Origin of the sequence: Stenotrophomonas sp. SI-NJAU-1 (assembly GCF_020883215.1) — a bacterium.
GTDB classification, from domain to species: Bacteria; Pseudomonadota; Gammaproteobacteria; order Xanthomonadales; family Xanthomonadaceae; genus Stenotrophomonas; species Stenotrophomonas indicatrix.
Genome location: NZ_CP086598.1, coordinates 272,735 through 290,220, shown reverse-complemented (window position 1 = coordinate 290,220; position 17,486 = coordinate 272,735). Strand labels below are relative to the sequence as shown.

At 65.5% G+C, this 17,486-nt stretch carries 19 protein-coding genes, 1 tRNA gene and 1 pseudogene; 7 read left to right on the top strand and 14 right to left on the bottom strand.

From position 1 onward, the window contains the following. Nucleotides 1-28: 28 nt before the first annotated feature. A complete protein-coding gene (locus tag LMF57_RS01295) occupies nt 29-577 on the bottom strand; it encodes a hypothetical protein (RefSeq protein ID WP_229290559.1) in 549 nt (182 codons plus the stop codon). A gap of 117 nt (nt 578-694) precedes the next feature. On the opposite strand from LMF57_RS01295, the gene LMF57_RS01290 reads away from it, so the two are divergent. Both LMF57_RS01290 and LMF57_RS01285 read left to right on the top strand, forming a co-directional pair. Next, a complete protein-coding gene (locus tag LMF57_RS01290) occupies nt 695-1,123 on the top strand; it encodes an SOS response-associated peptidase family protein (RefSeq protein ID WP_229290558.1) in 429 nt (142 codons plus the stop codon). Between the two features lie 833 nt (nt 1,124-1,956). Then, nucleotides 1,957-3,042 (top strand): acyltransferase, encoded by a 1,086-nt coding sequence (locus tag LMF57_RS01285; RefSeq protein ID WP_229290557.1) that lies wholly within the window; start codon nt 1,957-1,959, stop codon nt 3,040-3,042. Nucleotides 3,043-3,105: 63 nt separating this feature from the next. Here the strand turns inward: LMF57_RS01285 and LMF57_RS01280 are convergent, their stop codons facing one another. The 3 genes and pseudogenes from LMF57_RS01280 to LMF57_RS01270 form a co-directional block, all read right to left on the bottom strand. Continuing rightward, nucleotides 3,106-3,816, bottom strand: coding sequence for a site-specific DNA-methyltransferase (locus LMF57_RS01280; protein WP_208082612.1), 711 nt, complete (start codon nt 3,814-3,816; stop codon nt 3,106-3,108). Next, the gene (locus LMF57_RS01275) at nt 3,734-3,988 is read right to left on the bottom strand and encodes a Com family DNA-binding transcriptional regulator (protein WP_208082622.1); all 255 of its coding nucleotides are present in this window, start codon (nt 3,986-3,988) and stop codon (nt 3,734-3,736) included. The genes LMF57_RS01280 and LMF57_RS01275 overlap by 83 nt, the downstream gene beginning before the upstream one ends. Next, a pseudogene (locus tag LMF57_RS01270) lies at nt 3,988-4,710 on the bottom strand (Presumed portal vertex protein); the annotation flags it as partial. The gene LMF57_RS01275 and the pseudogene LMF57_RS01270, both read right to left, overlap by 1 nt. 110 nt (nt 4,711-4,820) lie before the next feature. Here LMF57_RS01270 and LMF57_RS01265 point away from each other — a divergent pair. Further along, on the top strand, nt 4,821-5,666 hold the full coding sequence (locus LMF57_RS01265; RefSeq protein ID WP_229290556.1) for an integrase: 846 nt from the start codon (nt 4,821-4,823) through the stop codon (nt 5,664-5,666). A gap of 101 nt (nt 5,667-5,767) precedes the next feature. Here the strand turns inward: LMF57_RS01265 and LMF57_RS01260 are convergent. The 4 genes from LMF57_RS01260 to birA all read right to left on the bottom strand — a co-directional run bounded on the left by LMF57_RS01260 (nt 5,768) and on the right by birA (nt 8,421). Next, nucleotides 5,768-5,843: transfer RNA gene (locus tag LMF57_RS01260), tRNA-Thr, on the bottom strand. 41 nt (nt 5,844-5,884) lie between these two features. Next, nucleotides 5,885-6,718, bottom strand: coding sequence for an SPOR domain-containing protein (locus LMF57_RS01255; protein ID WP_208082613.1), 834 nt, complete (start codon nt 6,716-6,718; stop codon nt 5,885-5,887). 9 nt (nt 6,719-6,727) lie between these two features. Next, entirely contained in the window at nt 6,728-7,459 is a 732-nt protein-coding gene (locus tag LMF57_RS01250; protein WP_025878323.1) for a type III pantothenate kinase, read from the bottom strand. After that, on the bottom strand, nt 7,456-8,421 hold the full coding sequence (gene birA, locus LMF57_RS01245; protein WP_208082614.1) for a bifunctional biotin--[acetyl-CoA-carboxylase] ligase/biotin operon repressor BirA: 966 nt from the start codon (nt 8,419-8,421) through the stop codon (nt 7,456-7,458). Before birA ends, LMF57_RS01250 begins: the two co-directional genes overlap by 4 nt. A 143-nt stretch (nt 8,422-8,564) precedes the next feature. On the opposite strand from birA, the gene LMF57_RS01240 reads away from it, so the two are divergent. Continuing rightward, the gene (locus LMF57_RS01240; RefSeq protein WP_025878320.1) at nt 8,565-8,840 is read left to right on the top strand and encodes a hypothetical protein; all 276 of its coding nucleotides are present in this window, start codon (nt 8,565-8,567) and stop codon (nt 8,838-8,840) included. Then, nucleotides 8,807-9,595, top strand: coding sequence for a M90 family metallopeptidase (locus LMF57_RS01235; RefSeq protein ID WP_229290555.1), 789 nt, complete (start codon nt 8,807-8,809; stop codon nt 9,593-9,595). Before LMF57_RS01240 ends, LMF57_RS01235 begins: the two co-directional genes overlap by 34 nt. Nucleotides 9,596-9,691: 96 nt before the next feature. Here LMF57_RS01235 and LMF57_RS01230 read toward each other — a convergent pair whose 3' ends face one another. The 6 genes from LMF57_RS01230 to LMF57_RS01205 form a co-directional block, all read right to left on the bottom strand. Beyond that, nucleotides 9,692-11,116, bottom strand: coding sequence for a sensor histidine kinase (locus LMF57_RS01230; RefSeq protein WP_032978238.1), 1,425 nt, complete (start codon nt 11,114-11,116; stop codon nt 9,692-9,694). 22 nt (nt 11,117-11,138) lie between these two features. Then, on the bottom strand, nt 11,139-11,822 hold the full coding sequence (locus tag LMF57_RS01225) for a response regulator transcription factor (RefSeq protein ID WP_004136763.1): 684 nt from the start codon (nt 11,820-11,822) through the stop codon (nt 11,139-11,141). A gap of 72 nt (nt 11,823-11,894) precedes the next feature. After that, the gene (locus LMF57_RS01220) at nt 11,895-12,263 is read right to left on the bottom strand and encodes a hypothetical protein (RefSeq protein ID WP_033832803.1); all 369 of its coding nucleotides are present in this window, start codon (nt 12,261-12,263) and stop codon (nt 11,895-11,897) included. Nucleotides 12,264-12,485: 222 nt separating this feature from the next. Then, a complete protein-coding gene (gene dusA, locus LMF57_RS01215) occupies nt 12,486-13,517 on the bottom strand; it encodes a tRNA dihydrouridine(20/20a) synthase DusA (protein ID WP_229290554.1) in 1,032 nt (343 codons plus the stop codon). Between the two features lie 96 nt (nt 13,518-13,613). Continuing rightward, entirely contained in the window at nt 13,614-14,069 is a 456-nt protein-coding gene (locus LMF57_RS01210; RefSeq protein ID WP_117309293.1) for a hypothetical protein, read from the bottom strand. Nucleotides 14,070-14,168: 99 nt separating this feature from the next. Then, complete coding sequence (locus LMF57_RS01205) at nt 14,169-15,623, bottom strand: SulP family inorganic anion transporter (protein ID WP_229290553.1); 1,455 nt, start codon at nt 15,621-15,623, stop codon at nt 14,169-14,171. 211 nt (nt 15,624-15,834) lie between these two features. Here LMF57_RS01205 and LMF57_RS01200 point away from each other — a divergent pair, with 211 nt between their 5' ends. After that, nucleotides 15,835-16,815 carry a cation transporter gene (locus LMF57_RS01200; protein WP_229290552.1) on the top strand — a complete coding sequence of 327 codons (981 nt, stop codon included), beginning with the start codon at nt 15,835-15,837 and terminating at the stop codon, nt 16,813-16,815. A gap of 111 nt (nt 16,816-16,926) precedes the next feature. Continuing rightward, nucleotides 16,927-17,352, top strand: coding sequence for an organic hydroperoxide resistance protein (locus tag LMF57_RS01195; protein ID WP_004153735.1), 426 nt, complete (start codon nt 16,927-16,929; stop codon nt 17,350-17,352). Nucleotides 17,353-17,486: the final 134 nt, after the last annotated feature.

Below are 17,486 nucleotides of genomic sequence, written 5' to 3'. Positions count from 1 at the left end.
GCCTCTGTCTGGCTGATAGCTTGCGCGTCTATCCGCACGGATACTCGTACACGGCGGTATCTGCGTTCGGGGATAGAAGATCGCCGACGACCCGCCATCGGGTGGCACCCTCGTCTTCTGCCCCGAAGAGCCACAGGCCTCCCAAGCTCAGGCCCGATAGATCCAACTCACTGACCTGCACGCGCATGTTGCGATTGAGGTGTATTGCTACCGTGAGGTCGTCGGATCTTGGATATCTGATCTTGAGGCTATCGATCTGTTGCTGCAGGCTCTTGATGCCCGCTCCCATTTCTGGGGGAAGCTCCTTCATCTGGACAGGGCTGTATCGCACCTCGTCACCAGAACGCCATCGCATCACGGCGTCGTAGTCAGACTTTTCAGAATAGGCAACCGCAACCAGCGACCGTGTGACCTGCCCCATAAGGAAGGCGAAAATCGCACATTGCCGTCGTTCCAAGTATGGCTTGAGCTCTCTCGTTCGGAGATGCTTTACCTTTGCTGGCAGGCCATCGAGCACACCACTGGTTTCCATAGCCCGTAGTTGGATCAACACCGGTTTGGGATCGTAGTAATCCAACCGTCGCCACTCCTTGAGTCTTAGGTTTCCCACCCTGCGTACCTCGGCTGCTGCCCACGCTTGTGCCCTTCCCGCGAATATACGTGACGCAGACGCCGCAAGTGACAGGCTCACCTTATGTGCGGCCGATTCGCCCAACGTCCCATCCTCGACTTCGGCCTGCCGTCGCTGGTCGACCTCGCGCCGGCGTTGGCCGAGATGCCACCCAGCTACAACCTTGCCCCCACCCAGCGTGCGTCGGTCTTCCTCGATCGGGGATCAGGCCGGCAGGTGTCGCGGCTCACGTGGGGCCTGCTGCCTTTTTGGGCAAAGGCCAAGGGTCTGCAGGGATCCACCATCAACGCCCGCATCGAGACGGTGGCCACCAAGCCGGCATTCCGCGCGGCGTTCAAGGTCCGCCGGTGCCTGGTGCCGATGGCCGGGTACTACGAGTGGTCGGTGAGCGACGTGGACGGGAAGAAAGATCCATGGTTCACCCACACCCCATCGCCAGCGATCACGGTCAGCGGATCACTTGGCCAGCTGGCAGAGCGTGTCGTCCAGTAGAAGTCGGCGGGGAGAGGCATGGGCGGCAGGATACGGCTGGCCGTCGCAAAGGCTGCGACAAGGGCGCAGTCTGCAGGCGTGAGCTGGTGCGGCGGCGCGATGCTTATGGCGCCCTACGCGCGATAAGGTGCAATTTTTGAGGTGGCCACGGGAAACGGGTAACAAAGGTAATCAGCCCGAAACCGACCCATAATTTATCAATGAAATCAAATATTTATATGTTCTATATGAAGGTAACACTTGGGTAACCTTTGAGTAACCTGATTACCTTTTCCAGAGGTAACATTGAACGCAAGAAAAATCCTTATAAATCAATGACATTACTTTGTAGGGATCGGAAAATTACCTCAGATCACCTCGGAAGGTAACTCTATTTTTCTATTGCAGATCAATGCTTTAGACCGCGCATCCGGGGTCCAGTTACCTGGTTACCTCCTTCCCGTGGTCACCTCAAAAATTGGCCCTTCGGCCGCGCCCCCTGTGAGCGCCCCAGACCGGCAAGAAACGCTCCCGTCTGCGCAGGGAACCGCAGGGCCGGCAGGTACGCGGATACCCCAGAGAAAGCCATACAGGGCCTCGCCGGGGGGCTGCTGCAGGGGGTGCAGGAAAAACATCCCATGAAGTGCGCAGGCGTGGCGGGGAGACGAGTGCGCGCGCCAGCATGCAGACAGTACGGATGACCGCGCCGCCGTATGGGAAGCCGCCAGGGTCGACCGCGCAACGACCAGCAACCGTTGCCGCCAAGACAGCAACGGTCGGACAGGAATAGAGACCTGACCCCGAGGCATCGCCCAGCCGCCACCCTTGCGCATGCGGTAGGATGCGGCCCCCACATGGAGCACGAAGACATGGGCACGCAGCAGCGAATGGACTCACTACAGTGCCTGCGCGGACTGGCGGCGCTAGCGGTCGTCCTCTTTCACCTACGCGGTGTGGAGATGAAGTACCTCCAAGGGCCGGCGCTGCTTGACGCTGTCGCCAGGTATGCCGATGCAGGCGTCGACCTGTTCTTCGTGGTGTCTGGCTTTGTGATGACCACAATCGCCGCCGGTCGCTATTCGAAGGCGGGCGCGAGTGCGCAGTTCCTGGTCAAGCGTGCGTGGCGTGTGCTGCCGATGTATTGGATCTTCACCACCCTGGTGGTGGTGCTGATGGCAGTGGTTCCCTCAATGGTGAACAGCTCGTACGCCGGTCAGAGCGTCCTAGCTTCCTACCTGCTGATTCCTCACGCCCAGTTGCCCGTGCTGACGGTGGGTTGGACGCTGGTGCATGAGGCGTACTTCTATCTGGTGTTCGCCGGAGTCATCGCATTCGTACCCGAGCGCTTCGTGCCCGTTTTTCTGTTGCTTTGGGCAACTTCCATCGGCGTTGCGCCGTGGTTGCCGCCAGGACCTATGACGCCCGCCCACGTCCTCGTAACCAACCCGCTGACCTATGAATTCATCGCAGGCGCCATGCTCGGTATCTACTGGCGTCACATTCCGGCGAAGCTCGCGCTGCCGTTGATCGTCGCGGGTACTGCAGTCGCGGTGGCTGCTGCCGTAGCCCTACCCGAGGCCGGACCAGCAACTATGGCGGTCAGCACCCGGGTCGCGTGCTTTGGCAGCGCTGCTGTGCTCCTGCTGGCTGGCGCGGTTGTGTGGGAAGCAAACGGCAGGTTCCGGGCGCCACGCTGGCTCACCCTGTTGGGCGACTCTTCCTACTCGCTGTACTTGACCCACATCTTTGTCATATCCGCCATGGGGCGCGCTTGGGCAATGGTTTCGCCGGCGCCGGGTTGGGCCGGGCACCTGGCCTTCGTGGTGGTAAGCACATTCGCTTGCTGCGTCGCAGGCTACGTTGTGCATGCTCAACTTGAGCGTCCTCTGCTTGTGCTACCCCAACGCTGGGGCGTGGGGCGGAAACAGCTGCCCGGCTAGCAACTCGGGCAATCGGGCCAAAGAAAAGCCGCCCTTAGGCGGCTTTTCACGTCGCGAAGCTCGTTACAGGCTGGGCAGTCGGGACCGCGCCACGTCGGAGTAGTGGCCGGTCATTTCGATGCCGGTCCAGCTGTAGCCCTCAGCATCCGCGGCTACCAGCGTGGTGCCGGAGCCGGCGAACGGATCGAGGATGCGCCCGCCCTGCTCGCAGATCCGCACCAGCTGACGCATGAGGTCGGTCGGCTTCCCGGTCAGGTGGTGCTTGTCCGACTTGCGCACCGCCTCGCGGAAGACACCCGGCAGCGTTGGCGCTGCCCGGTCCAACGGCATACCGCCCTTGCTGCCCCACACCACGTACTCGGCCTGGTTGGAGAATCGGCCACGCTGCGGTCGCACGCCACCCGTCTTGTCCCACACCGCCACACCGCGCCAGGTGAAGCCGGCGCACTGCAGCGCGTCGGTGGTCAGCGGCAGCTGTCGCCAGTCGGTGAACAGCAGCACAGGGGCGCCGTCCCGCAGGACGCGGTTGCACTGCGCCAGCCACAGCTGCATCCGTGCCAGGTGCGAGCGCTGATCGCGTTCGTCGCTGGGGAAGTCAGCATGCAGGTACGGCCCGCTGCTCTGCATGTACTTCTCGTTAGGGCTGCGCTGGCGAGCAGAGGCATGGACGCCGCCGCTGGCATACGGGGGGTCAGTGATGAGAGCGTCGAAGCTGTTGGCCGGCAGGGTCGGCAGGACGGTCAGGGCATCGCCGTGGATCAGTTCGTTCTTCATGGGTAGAGCCTTCTTCGTGGTGTCGCTCGCGGCGATCCGTGGAGAGGCTCTGGGCCTTCATGTGGTTCATATCCCCACAACGGGGGCATTTCATCTGTAGGTCATAGTCGCCTGCGGCCTTGGCCAGCAGGCGGGCACAGGCGCCGCAGCGCAGGTTTTGGCGGCTGGTCATCATGCTGCCACTCCCAGATCGAAGGGGTTGAAGCGGATCACCTCATCGCCGAGCCATTCGTTGAGCGCGGTCAGCCGCGTCTGCAGGGGCGACAGTTCCATCGCAGTCCACACGGTCGCCGCCTCGCGGATCGAGCCAAAGCCACCGCTGTTCTGCGGCACGATGCCCAGCAGCTGCGGCGGTGTCCGAAGGGACGCCAGCATGTCGTCACGAGTCACGCTCTTGATGCCGGTGAACTCATCCTTCGCAGCAACCTCGCTGACGGGAATCAGTTTCAACCCGTCCTTGCTCCCGCCCGGCGAGTGCAGGAACAGGTTGCGGAAATTGCCCGGTCCGCGCGACTCGCGAAGCGCGTTTCGGATGCCGTCCACATCATCCTTCTCGGTCAGCAAGTCGGTCAGGTACAAGATGAACCCGGCGTGCGAACCGTTGTTGTAGTACTTCCGGCGGAACAGCGTCGCCGATTCGTTCACCAGGGCCGACTGAACAGCCGGCATCCATTCCGGTAGCCCGTAAATCTCCTGGTCAACATCGGCCTCGCGCAGCTGGAGGACATCGCCGCGAGCGAACTCATGCTCGATATGGCCGGCGCGGATCTGGAAGAACTCGCCCGGTTCCACCCCCCGACGCACGTACTTCGCCAGCGGCACGGCCAGAGAGTGATTGGCGCCCGACATGGCGCGGCGGCGCTCAACGTAGGCCATGCCGAAGGTGATGTGGTTCGCTCGATCACCTGACCGGGATTTTCAAGAAGTCCAGCGAGTATCTAGACCTCTCCGCCAAGTCGAGGGAGGGTTACGACTACTGCGCAACGAAAGCATGCGGATATCTGTTGCGCGATGGCCGCATGCTCGGCCAACAGCGCGTAGAGCATCTATCGGTGCCGGTACTGCAGCGCGTAGTGGAGACGCTGGCTACCGGCCGACCGGCCTGCGGAAAGCTGCCGGGGATCCCAGCGACCCCGGCAGCGGCGAACCGCGTCGCCAGTTATCTACGACGCCTCTTTGCGTGGGGTATCCGACACGGCCACTGCTCTACCAATCCCGCCGACGGTATCCGCAAGGTTCGTGAGAAGCGCGACGCCCGCATGCCTGACCACGATTCGTTTGACGCGGTGCTGCGATTCGCCCGCGCACGCGCCAGCCGGCAAGCGCATACCGCTGGCAGCTGTCCGCCCTATCTCCCTGCAGTAATGTCGCTGGCCTATGCGGTCCGCCTACGCGGCATTGAGGTGAACACTCTCACCGACGCCCATCTGCAGACGGAGGGCATTCGCAGCAATCGCCGAAAGGGTTCGCGTGACAACGTGACGCTGTGGACCAAAGATCTGCGCGCGGCCGTGAAGTGGCTACAGTCCTACCGGGACGAACGGATGCGGATCCATGGGCGGCCGGTACCGATCAAACCTGAGCAACGACGCCTTCTGGTTTCGGAGTCCGGCACCCCGCTCACGAAATCGGCCCTCGACAGCGCCTGGCAACGCCTGGTCCGCCGCGCGGTTGCGGAGGACGTGATAGAGAAGGACCAGCGATTCGCGCTCCATGGCTTGAAACATCGGGGCATCACCGACAGCGAGGACAAGAGCGCTGGCGGCCACGTGACCGAGGCCATGCGGCAGCTGTACGACCATTCCGTACCGGTGGTGAAAGCGGCCGTGAAACCAAAAAAGAGCCGCTAATTTTCCCGGCAATTTTCCCGGTAGACGCAAGAAGGCCAGCGCACCGCGCTGGCCTTCTTCGTTGAAACCCCTGTTTTCAAAGGGTTTCGGCGCTTCCGAAGTGGTGCCGCTTATCCGAATCGAACGGATGACCTACTGTTTACAAGACAGTTGCTCTACCAACTGAGCTAAAGCGGCACGGGGTGAAACGCCGACGGCAGCGCCGTGGTTTGGGAATTCTAGCGCAGTCGCGTGCATTCCAGCGACCGTTGCTGCGCGGCGCCACTGCGCTGCTGTGCCTGGGCCGGTTCGCTGCCGGTGGCCAGCTGCCCTTCCAGCCACCATTGGCCGGCATCACCACTGGCCACCAGGCGCGGCTGGAAGCCGGCGGCCTGTACCGCAGCCATGCGCCGTTCGGCGCCCTCGCGGTTGCGGTACTGGCCCAGCGCAATGGCGTTGGTCTCGTCGCCCTGGCTGATGATGTAGTAGTCGCTCAGCCCGGCAGCGACGATGCGCTTGACCGTGGCCTGTGCGTCATCGCGGCTGGCGGCGGCAGGCAGCAGCACGCGGTAACGGGCGCTGCCGCTGGCGGCGGGCTGCTCGCGCAGGCGCACCTGGCTCAACAGGTTGCCCGCACGGCTCTGCGCAGCGCTGGCAGCGGCGCGGTCGGCGAACGGGCCCAGCGCCAGGCAACGCGGCGGTACGGCCGGGGCTGCGGGTTTCTCAGCCACCGGTTCCGGCGCTGGCTTGGCGACGGCGGCCAGCGGCTCAGGCGCCTTCACTGGTTCGGCGGGCTTGCTGGGTGCCGGAGGCAACGCCGCTGCCGGCGCAGGTGCAGCGGTCACTGCGGTAGCCGGCGCCGCCTCACGCTCCACCAGTGCTTCAGTGGGGGCCGCTGCCGAGGCCTGCGCGGCCACGGCCGCATCGGTGCCACCGGGCAACCAGCGCAGCTCGGCCACGCCGGTCGGGGGCGGTGGCAACGGCGCCCGCGCGGGTTCATCGCGCAACAGCCACCAGGTGGCAACACCAAGATTGAGGATCGCCAGCACGACGATCAGGGCACGGGTCAGCATGCGCCGATACTAGCCTGCGGGCTGGTGCACCGCCCAGCGGGCGAGGCCATCCAGCACCAGCGAGGGGTGGTAGTCGGCGCCGTCCAGCAGCGGCATCAGCGCGGGTGCACCACCGCCATGCACCAGCAGCGACGGCATGACGCCCAACAGCGCCTGTGCCTGGCGGGCGCTGCGTTCAACCAGCGCCACGGCGGCACCATCGCAGCCGGAGGCCAGCGCATCGGCGGTGTCGTTGGCGAATTCGCTGTAGTCACCGCCGCTGGCCGGCAGCTGCACCGCGCGCGCGTGCAGCGCCTCGCGCATGGTGGTCGGCGAGGCGGAAATGCGTCCACCGTGATGCTGGCCGTTGGCATCCAGCAGGTCGATGGTCAACGCGGTGCCGACACCGACCACCAGCACCGGCCGCTGCGCCTTGGCGGCAGCCAGCAGCGCCAGGAAACGGTCGACACCGAATTTTTCCGGCTTGGCGTAGGCAATGCGTACACCCGCACACTGGGCGCTGGTACGCACCACATGCACGTGCTCGAAGCGGCGCTGCAGCTGATCCAGCATCGCGCTGGTCAGCGACGGCGCGGCAACGCTAGCCACAAACGCGGTGCCGCCACTGGGCAGGCTGTGCGGCGGTTGCCCGGCCATGCCTTCGGCGCCATGCGCCCAGGCCTGCACATCACCGGCACGGTCACCCTGCAACGGCGCGAACTTGAAGCGCGAATTGCCCAGATCGAACAACCAGTCGCTCATGCTCTTCTCACACTGACTTCGCCGGCATGCAGCAGGCGCTCGCGGCCATCGATGCGCACGCGCAGCGCGCCATCGTCAGCCAGACCGAGCGCGGTACCGTGCTGCCATTCGCCATCCAGCTGCACGCGCACTTCGCGCCCGGCCAGCATGTCGAACGCTGCGTAACGCGGCAGGAACGGCGCCAGCCCTTCCCGGTCGAATTCCTCCAGCGCCGGCAGCAGCCGTGCCAGCACCGCGGCCACCACCGTGTTGCGATCCACCGATGCGCCGGCCAGTGTGTCCAGGTCCACCCACGGCTGGGTGATCTGTTCGGCGAAGGCCGGCGGCATGTGCACGTTGATGCCGATGCCGATCACTGCACGCGCCGGGCCGGCGTATTCGCCACCACCCTCGGCCAGCAGGCCCACCAGCTTGCGGCCATCGACCAGCACATCGTTCGGCCACTTCAGCTGCGCCTGCGTATAGCCCAGGTCGTGCAGGGCTTCGGCCACGGCGACGCCGGCCACCAAGCTCAGCCCGGCCAAGCGGCCGAGGCCCCCCTCGAACAGGCGCAGCACCGACAGATACACATGCGCGGCCAGCGGCGACGCCCAGGTGCGCCCGCGACGGCCACGGCCGCCGGTCTGGCGCTCGGCCAACAGGACGCTGACACCGCGCTGGGGCGCGCTGCAGCGCAGCAATTCGGCGTTGGTGGAGTCCACCGTCCAGGCCACCTGCAGGTCGTGCAGCAGTGCTGCGGCCTCCTTGGGCAGGCCGGCGCGGATGGCCCCGGCGTCCAGCAGGTCGACCGGCCGGGTCAGCCCGTAGCCTTCGCCTGCGCGCCCTTCAACCTCGACGCCGGCGGCCCTAAGCCCTTGAATTCGCTTCCAAATGGCGGCCCGGGTCTGGCCCAGCTCACGGGCCAGGGCGTCGCCGGACAGGCGACCGGCAGCGAGTTTGGCCAGCAATTGGCGATCGTCCACGGCAGCTTCCACAAGGTCAGGACGGAATTATGCGGGAAACCCGCCAGCGGCGCCCGCCGGCCCCGGTTCCAGCGGGCTTCCAATCTGGCGCCGGGTTCGGGCTAGAATCGGGAACTCACCTTCCCTTAACGTGGATGTCGTCAATGCGCCGTTATGCCCATTGCCTGATCCTGCTGACGATGCCCTTCGCGGCATCTGCCACAGCAGCGCTTGATGACAGCCGTGGCGCCTGCGTCTATTCGGCCAGCGATGCAGCCTCGCAGCGCACACCGACCAACGCGCCGACAGCGACGGCCGCCAAGCCGGCACCGGTACGTCCGGCCGCCGCGACCAGCAGCGGCGGTGGCGGCGACGACGATGTACTGCAGCGCATCCGGGCGCCGAAGTGGCACAGCTACCTTCCGGGTATGTTCCGCTGATCAAGTCGTTGCTGCAGTGGTTGCGGCCCGCGCCGCGACCGATCGAAGACGCACACTGGAACGATGCCTGCCACCGCGCAGCGTGGTTGCGCGGCCTGGACGACGAACGGCATGCACGCCTGCGCGCGCTGACCACGCGCTTCCTGCATGAGAAGACCATTTCCCCGATCGGTGACCTGCAGCTGCAGCCGGCCGATGGCGTGCTGCTGGCCGCGCTGTGCTGCCTGCCGCTGCTGGAGTTCGGCGAGGTGGGGCTGGAAGGCTGGTCGCAGCTGATCGTCTACCCCGATGCGTTCCGCGTGCATCGCAGCCATATGGACGCTGCCGGCGTACTGCACGAGTGGGATGACGAGCTGATTGGCGAGTCGTGGGACAACGGTCCGTTGATTCTTTCGTGGGCCGATGTGCAGGCCGACCTGGCGGCACCGCATGAGGGTTACTGCGTGGCCGTGCATGAAATGGTGCACAAGCTGGATGCGCTCGACGGCGCGATGGACGGCACGCCGCCGTTGCCGCGTGCGTGGCAACGCGAGTGGGCTGCCGACTTCCAGAGATCGTACGACGCGTTCTGTGCGCAGGTGGATGCCGGCGTGGAAACACTGATCGATCCGTATGCGGCCGAGGCGCCGGAAGAGTTCTTCGCGGTGGCCAGCGAGTACCACTTCTCTGCGCCGGACCTGCTGGCCGAAGCGTTGCCGGAGGTGGCTGCGCATCTGCGGCGGTTCTATGGTGAGCCGCCGGCAATGGTCGGGTGATTCATCCGTCCGCCGGGCATGGCCCGGCGCTACCCGAGGGTGTACGTAGACCGGTAGCGCCGGGCCGTGCCCGGCGGATCGGGTTGCAGCGGATCGTTACGGCCCTGGCGGCAGCCGCACTTCGAAACGGGCGCCGCCCAGTTCGCTGGAACGGGACACCTGCAGCTCGCCGCGGTAATCCTTGATCAGGTCCTGCACGATCGACAGGCCGATGCCGTGGCCCTGTACGCGCTCATCGCCGCGCACGCCACGCTGCAGCACCTTGCCGATGTCCTCCGGAGCAATGCCCGGGCCATCGTCATCCACCGCCAGCAGCAGGCCGGCGCGACGCGCATTCGGCGCCGGCAACGGTTGCGCGGTCAGCAGCACGCGCCGCTTGGCCCACTTGAATGCGTTCTCCAGCAGGTTGCCCAGCAGTTCCTGCAGGTCACCCGGTTCGCCGTGGAAGCGCGCGGCCGGGTCGATGTCGAATTCGCACAGCACGCCCTTGGACGCATAGACCTTTTCCAGGCCACGCACGATTTCCTCGGCGTTGGATTCGATCGGCAGCGGTGCCGAGAACAGCTTGTGGCCCGACGAGGCCGCGCGTGCCAGCTGGTAGGACACCAGGTTGTTCATGCGCTGCAGCTGCACGTCCAGCTCTTCGCGCAGGGCGCCATCGCCGGCGCCGCTGTCCATCTGCGTACGCAGCACCGCAATCGGCGTCTTCAGGCTGTGCGCCAGGTCGGCCAGGGTATTGCGCTGGCGTTCCAGGTTCTCACGCTCGCCCTCGATGAAGGCATTGATGCTGTCGGTCAACGGCTCCAGCTCGCGCGGGTGGCGCTCGCTCATGCGCTCGGTCTCGCCGCGCTGGACCTTGGTCAGTTCGGTGATCACCCGCCGCAACGGGCGCAGGCTCCACTGCAGGATGACCGTCTGCAGCAGCAGCAGGATCAGGCCGATGCCGCCCAGGTAGAACCAGACCCGGCTGCGGAACACGCGCAGCTGCGCACCCAGCGCGCGCGAGTCTTCCATCACGTAGATGGTGTATGGGAATTCGGTGGCCGGGTCGGCGTCGGCATCCCACACCAGGCCCAGGCCATAGCGATACACCGAGCCTTGGCTGCCGTCGATCTGGATCATCGGCAGCGGGCCTTCGAACACTTCCTGGCGCGGGGCCAGCAGGCCACCGCCGACGGTGGGCAGCATCGGGCCTTCGGCGGACATCGAATTGCCCTTGCCGTCGGGCATGACGACCTGCAGGTACAGGCCGCTGCCAGGCACGTCGAAACGCGGATCCGGCGGCTGCTCGCGGATGTACAGCGAGCGGTCGCGGGTGAAGTCGATGCCGGCCGCATAGGCGGTGGCGTAGTTCTTCAGGCGCTCGCGCAGGTTCGCCTTCGCCGTATCGGCGAAGGCGGCATCAAGCGCGTAACCGGCCAGGGCCAGGAACGCGACCAGGCCCACGGACGCGGCGAACATCTGGCGCGCCTGCAGAGAGCGCGGCCGCCAGCGTCGGAAGAACCACAGACGGCCGGACATCGTTTATCGCCTGCTGAAGGCCTCAGCCCTCGTTGCGCGGAATCGCGAAACGGTAGCCACGACCGCGCACGGTCTCGATCGGCTTCAGTTCGCCATCCGGGTCCAGCTTCTTGCGCAGGCGGCCGATGAACACTTCCAGCACGTTCGAGTCACGATCGAAGTCCTGCTGGTAGATGTGCTCGGTGAGGTCGGCCTTGGAGACCAGTTCACCGGCATGCATCATCAGGTACTCCAGCACCTTGTACTCGTAGCTGGTGAGGTCGACATTGCTGCCGGCCACGCTGACGGTCTGCGCTGCCAGATCCAGGGCCACCGGGCCGCATTCCAGGGTCGGCTTGCTCCAGCCGGCGGCGCGGCGCAGCAGCGCGTTGACGCGGGCCAGCAACTCTTCCACATGGAACGGCTTGACCAGGTAATCGTCGGCGCCCTGCTTCAGGCCCTCGACCTTGTCCTGCCAGCTCGAACGCGCGGTCAGGATCAGCACCGGGAACTTCTTGCCTTCGTCGCGCAGGGCCTTGATCAGCTCCATGCCCGACATCTTGGGCAGGCCGAGGTCGATGATGCCGACGTCGAACGGCACTTCGCGGCCCATGTACAGGCCTTCTTCGCCGTCCTGCGCTGCATCGACGGCAAAACCTTCGCGCTTGAGCCGGGCTGCCAGGGTCTCACGCAGCGGGGCTTCGTCTTCGACCAGAAGGATACGCATGAACTCTCCCTAGTGTGCTGGGTGCGGCCCGGAGGCCTGTGGGTACGGGTTGATAGCGACAACTATCCCTGTTCAGGGGTTATCGCCGCGTAGTGATGACATATCCGACCGCGGCGTGCGCGGCTGTGAACGTGCCGGGGCGGGGTCGTCCATGTAGCGGACCCGACCGCGGTCGTCCATGTATTTGACCCGGTTGATGTCACGACCATCGAACGGCACACGCTCGGCGCCCAGGATGTGGCCACCGGTGGTGCGCTGCACGCGGCGCACGGCATCGGACAGCGAGCGCTCGTTGCCGGCGCCACGGCCTCCACGCTCCATCATTTCTGCGCGCCCCTGTTCCCGCTGCGGGTCCTGCGCCAGCGCCGAAGACAGCGGGGCAGCCGCCAGGACCACGCAGGTGGCCAGGGCAATACAGCGGTGGAAGGGAGCGGAAGACATCGATGCGATCCTAGCCGAGCACGGCGATTCGTTCAAAAGTCGTAAATCCGGGCACCGGAATGGAACCCGGCGTTTTACAAATCTTTACAAATCTTTTGCAAATTCTTGGTTTCGGGCAGTGAATCCGGTCTGAACTTTTCCAGATGCTCCAGACCGTTGTTCAGCTAAGTGAACATTCGGGACGAAACGGCTGCCCTTGTCAAGTCAGGAATGTGACTGACGTCACGCAGCGGCGCGGTCGGCTTCGCGTTCGGTGACTGCCAGCGCCTGCTCGACCAGCGCCCAGTCGGCACCGGGGCGATGGGCGCCCTCGCTCAGCACTTGGCGGAATGCGCGGCCACCGGGCTGTCCGTGGAACAGGCCGAGGATGTGGCGGGTGATGTGCTTGAGGGCCAGGCCCTCGCCCAGGCGGGCTTCGATGTACGGGCGCAGGGCGCGCAGCAGCTCGCCGCGCGGACGCAGCGTCGCACCGGTCTGCAGCGCTTCCAGCTGATGCAGCAGGTAAGGGTCGTGGTAGGCCGCGCGGCCCAGCATCACGCCATCGACGTGCGCGGCCTGCGCCTGCACCGCCTCGATGCTGGCCAGGCCACCATTGAGCACTACCGGCAGTGCCGGGCGCTCCTGCTTCAGCCGGTAGGCCCAGTCGTACTTCAACGGCGGAACCTCGCGGTTCTCCTTCGGCGACAGGCCCTTCAGCCAGGCGTTACGGGCGTGCACCACCACCATCGCGGCGCCGGCCTTGACCTGGCGGTCGACGAAACTGGCGAATACCTCGTAGTTGTCGTCCTCGTCCACGCCCAGGCGGCATTTCACCGTTACCGGGATGTCCACCGCCTCGACCATGGCCGACACGCATTCGGCCACCAGCACCGGCTCGCGCATCAGGCAGGCACCGAAACGCCCGGCCTGCACGCGGTCGGACGGGCAGCCGCAGTTGAGGTTGACCTCGTCGTAGCCCCAGTCGGCGGCGATGCGCGCGGCCTGCGCCAGCAGGGCCGGATCGCTGCCACCGAGCTGCAGTGCCAGCGGCTGTTCGCTGGCATCGAAACCGAGCAGGCGCTGGCGATCGCCATGGATGACCGCATTGGCGTGCACCATTTCGGTGTACAGCCGCGCACCCGGCGCCAGCAGGCGGTGGAACACCCGGCAATGGCGGTCCGTCCAGTCCATCATGGGGGCGACGGACAGGCGCAGGGAATCAGCGTAACGGGCGGTGGCGGACGTCATCGGGCGGTTGATCGTGGAGACTGGCATTGCCAGTGAGATCAATAGTTTACACCGCTCGGCTGAATGCGCCCGCGCTGGCCCGGATAGGACTGCCTCCTCTCCGTGCCAACTGACTACCTACCTTCAAAGCTCCTGCGGGCGTTCGGGTTCAACCACCGGGGCATGCATCTCATAGTCTGTCTGCTTCCAGCCACCGCCGCCGCTCCCCGACACCCACTGAAAAGTCCAAGTCTCGATGAAGCCGCCAGGCAATTGGTTGGTAATGGTGATTCTCTCGCCGGGCGCACCCGACGCAGGCAGCGGGACGGGAGGCATCGCGGCCGCTCGAGCCAGGGCGCCGTTTCCGACCCGGCGCTGGCGCACGGTCAGGGTTCCCGGCTCCATCACCCGACGGTCGGCGTCGGGCAGGCCGTCCAGCCAACGGATGATCGCCGCAGCTTCGTGTGTGCCCGCCGGATGATGTGACACGCGCTCGACGAACGCCGCCGAAGGCCCAGCACCGGCAACTTCCGGCATTGCGGCCAAGCCGAGGGCCAGCAGAAGTACGAGGAGAAGAGATTCTTTGTTGCATGCTGCCACTGTTCGTTCCTTGATGGTATGCGCCAATGCACACGGCCAGCATCTGCGGGTCAAGGACATCGCTCCATCAGGAAAGTTGCAGTTCTACACGCGGCAGCCTCAATGCCCCCCGCCCTTGCCACCCACCTGCTCGATCAACGTCTGGCTGGCCGCATTGATGCCCACCACCGTCACCTCGGCGCCGTGCGCGGCCAGCTTTTCCTGCGCCCGCTCCAGCGCGGCCACGGCGGTCAGGTCCCACAGATGGGCGTCGCGTAGATCAATCTGCACCTTCGCTGCTACGTGCTGGTAATCAAATGCCGCACCCAGCTGCCCGGCGGAGGCGAAGAATACCTGGCCGCGCACGCGGTAGACCTGCGCATCGCCCGTATCTTCCCGCTGCACATCCAGCATGTGCCCGACCTTGCGCGCGAAGAACAGCGCCGACAACAGCACGCCACTGAGCACGCCCTTGGCCAGGTCGTGGGTGGCCACGGTAACCACCACGGTCAACAGCATCACCGCCGACGAGCTGCGTGGATGCGTGCGCAGGTCGCGCAGCGAGCGCCAGCTGAAGGTACCGATGCTGACCATGATCATCACCGCCACCAGCGCCGCCATCGGAATCTGCCGCACCAGATCGCTGCCGTACACCACCAGCACCAGCAGCAGCACACCGGCCACCAGGCAGGACAGGCGGCCTCGCCCACCGGAGGTCACGTTGATCACCGACTGGCCGATCATCGCGCAGCCGGCCATGCCACCGAGGAAACCGGTGACCGTGTTGGCCAGGCCCTGGCCGACGCATTCACGGTTGCGCTCACTGGGCGTCCCGGTGATGTCCTCGACAATCTGCAGGGTCATCATCGATTCGAGCAGGCCGACCACCGCCAGCGTGGCCGACACCGGCAACAGGATGCGCAGCGTTTCCCAGGTGAAGGGCACCTCAGGGATGAAAAAGTGCGGCAGGCTGTCGGGCAGCTGGCCCATGTCGCCCACGCTGCGCACATCGATGCCGAAGCCGATGACCACGGCGGTGAGCACGATGATCGCCACCAGCGGCGACGGCACGGCACGGGTGATGCGCGGCAGCAGGTAGATGATTGCCAGCGCGGCGCCGCACAGCACGTACACGGTGGGGCCGCGGCCGATCAGCTCGGGCATCTGCGCCAGGAAGATCAGGATCGCCAACGCGTTGACGAAGCCGGTGATGACCGAGCGCGAGACGAAGCGCATCAGCGAGCCCAGCTTGAACACGCCGGCCAGCACCTGCAGCAGGCCGGCCAGGATGCTGGCGGCAAACAGGTACTGCAGGCCGTGGTCCTTGACCAGGTCGACCATCACCAGCGCCATCGCGCCGGTGGCGGCAGAGATCATGCCAGGGCGGCCGCCTGCAATCGCAGTGATGACGGCAATGGAGAATGCAGCGTACAGGCCGACCTTGGGGTCGACGCCGGCGATCAGCGAGAACGCGATGGCTTCGGGAATCAGCGCCAGGGCGACGACGGTGCCGGACAGCAGATCACCACGGAGGTTGCCGAGCCATTGCTGGCGCAGGGGGTAAGACGTTTGCATGGGAAAACTCCGCGCACACGCGGGCGAGGCCACGTGGCGCTGCAGTGGAAAGACGCGGGTTCCTGCGCCGGTTGGGCCGGCTGCCGAGAGGCGGCAAGGGTCAGGGTGGCGTGATCACTGCAGTGCGTCGTCGGGGGAGCGTGGAAGGGCCGCAGTCTACGGGAACATCCGCCGCCGGGGTAGCGAAGGCGCCTTCTGGAAGCAGCGGAGCATGGCTGCGCTCTACAATCGCGGCATGACCACTGACCGACCGCACTTCTTCAACCCGGCAACCGAGCAGGGTGTGCTGCGGCTGTCCATTGCCGCTTCGCTGCTGCTGGCGGCTGCCGCAGTGGTGTTTGGCCTGCTGGCCAATTCATCGCTGATCATCTTCGATGGCATCTACGGCCTGATCGACGTGGTGATGACGTGGCTGTCGCTGCTGGTTGCACGGTTGATCGCACTGTCCACCCAGACCGATGCGTTGCAGTCACGCCTCAACCAACGCTTCACCATGGGCTTCTGGCACCTGGAACCGATCGTGCTGGGAGTGAGCGGTACGCTGATGATCGGCGCAGCGCTGTATGCCCTGGTCAATGCAGTCGATGCACTGATGTCAGGTGGGCGGCAGATCGCACTTGGCCCTGCGATCATCTTTGCGGCACTGTCGATCGTGGCCGAAAGCGCGCTGGCCTGGTTCGTGCTGCGTGCCAACCGGCGCATCGGCTCGGAGTTCATCGCGCTGGATGCGAAGAACTGGGTGATCGCCGCGAGCATGTCGGCCTGCTACCTGGCGGCCTTCCTCGGCGGCTTACTGGTCCACGGCACCTCATGGGCCTGGGTGGGGCCGTACATCGATCCGGCCATCCTCGCCTTCGTCTGCGTGCTGGTGATGATCGCGCCATTGGGCACGGTGCGGCGCGCGCTGGCCGGGATCCTGCTGGTCACCCCGCCCGAGCTGCAGGCGCATGTGGATGCGGTGGCGCGGGCAATCGTTGCAAAGCATGGCTTCGTCGAACACCGCAGCTACGTGGCGCAGGTGGGCCGGGGCGAGCAGATCGAGCTGTTCTTCGTGGTGCGCGAGGACGACCCGCCGCGGCCCCTGCTGGAATGGGATCACCTGCGTGACGAGATCGGCGATGCGCTGGGCGAATCGTCGCCGGACCGCTGGCTGACCATCATGTTCACTACCGACCGGGAATGGACGATCTAGGCTGATAGGACGATCAATCAAGTTTTTCGGATTTTTTGCAACCAAACGTGTGCAGGATCCGGGCAAAGTAGGCTCCAACGCACTACCCACCCACTGACCAGGAGCATCCCGATGTCCATCGAAAAGGTTCTGTACACCGCCCAGGCCACCTCCACCGGCGGCCGTGAAGGCCGTTCCGTCTCGTCCGACAACGTGCTGGACATCCAGCTGTCGACCCCGCGCGAGCTGGGCGGCGCTGGCGGCCCCGGCACCAACCCGGAACAGCTGTTTGCTGCCGGCTATTCGGCCTGCTTCCTGGGCGCACTGAAATTCGTCGCCGGCCAGGCCAAGGTCGCGCTGCCGGCCGACACCACCGTGACCGGCAAGGTTGGCATCGGCCAGATCCCGACCGGTTTCGGCATCGAAGCCGAGCTGACCATCAACGTGCCGGGCGTGCCGCGCGAGCAGGTGGAAGAACTGGTGCAGAAGGCGCACATCGTCTGCCCGTACTCCAACGCAACCCGCGGCAACATCGACGTGACGCTGATCGTTGCCTGATGCGGTGATGCCGGCCAGCGGCCGGCACTACCAAGCGGCTGGGCAAAAAAATGGGCGGATGCCGGTCGCAACCGGGCATCCGCCCATCCCACCTCGGGTGGGCCCCGGCACGTGGCCGGGGACGCATTCGCTTT

What these genes read in the sequence shown, in the direction of transcription:
- LMF57_RS01290 (WP_229290558.1), top strand. Translation starts at nt 695, where the DNA reads ATGTGCGGCCGATTCGCCCAACGTCCCATCCTCGACTTCGGCCTGCCG.
- LMF57_RS01285 (WP_229290557.1), top strand. Translation starts at nt 1,957, where the DNA reads ATGGAGCACGAAGACATGGGCACGCAGCAGCGAATGGACTCACTACAG.
- LMF57_RS01280 (WP_208082612.1), bottom strand. Translation starts at nt 3,816, where the DNA reads ATGAAGAACGAACTGATCCACGGCGATGCCCTGACCGTCCTGCCGACC.
- LMF57_RS01275 (WP_208082622.1), bottom strand. Translation starts at nt 3,988, where the DNA reads ATGACCAGCCGCCAAAACCTGCGCTGCGGCGCCTGTGCCCGCCTGCTG.
- LMF57_RS01255 (WP_208082613.1), bottom strand. Translation starts at nt 6,718, where the DNA reads ATGCTGACCCGTGCCCTGATCGTCGTGCTGGCGATCCTCAATCTTGGT.
- LMF57_RS01250 (WP_025878323.1), bottom strand. Translation starts at nt 7,459, where the DNA reads ATGAGCGACTGGTTGTTCGATCTGGGCAATTCGCGCTTCAAGTTCGCG.
- LMF57_RS01240 (WP_025878320.1), top strand. Translation starts at nt 8,565, where the DNA reads ATGCGCCGTTATGCCCATTGCCTGATCCTGCTGACGATGCCCTTCGCG.
- LMF57_RS01230 (WP_032978238.1), bottom strand. Translation starts at nt 11,116, where the DNA reads ATGTCCGGCCGTCTGTGGTTCTTCCGACGCTGGCGGCCGCGCTCTCTG.
- LMF57_RS01225 (WP_004136763.1), bottom strand. Translation starts at nt 11,822, where the DNA reads ATGCGTATCCTTCTGGTCGAAGACGAAGCCCCGCTGCGTGAGACCCTG.
- LMF57_RS01220 (WP_033832803.1), bottom strand. Translation starts at nt 12,263, where the DNA reads ATGTCTTCCGCTCCCTTCCACCGCTGTATTGCCCTGGCCACCTGCGTG.
- dusA (WP_229290554.1), bottom strand. Translation starts at nt 13,517, where the DNA reads ATGCCAGTCTCCACGATCAACCGCCCGATGACGTCCGCCACCGCCCGT.
- LMF57_RS01205 (WP_229290553.1), bottom strand. Translation starts at nt 15,623, where the DNA reads ATGCAAACGTCTTACCCCCTGCGCCAGCAATGGCTCGGCAACCTCCGT.
- LMF57_RS01200 (WP_229290552.1), top strand. Translation starts at nt 15,835, where the DNA reads ATGGCTGCGCTCTACAATCGCGGCATGACCACTGACCGACCGCACTTC.
- LMF57_RS01195 (WP_004153735.1), top strand. Translation starts at nt 16,927, where the DNA reads ATGTCCATCGAAAAGGTTCTGTACACCGCCCAGGCCACCTCCACCGGC.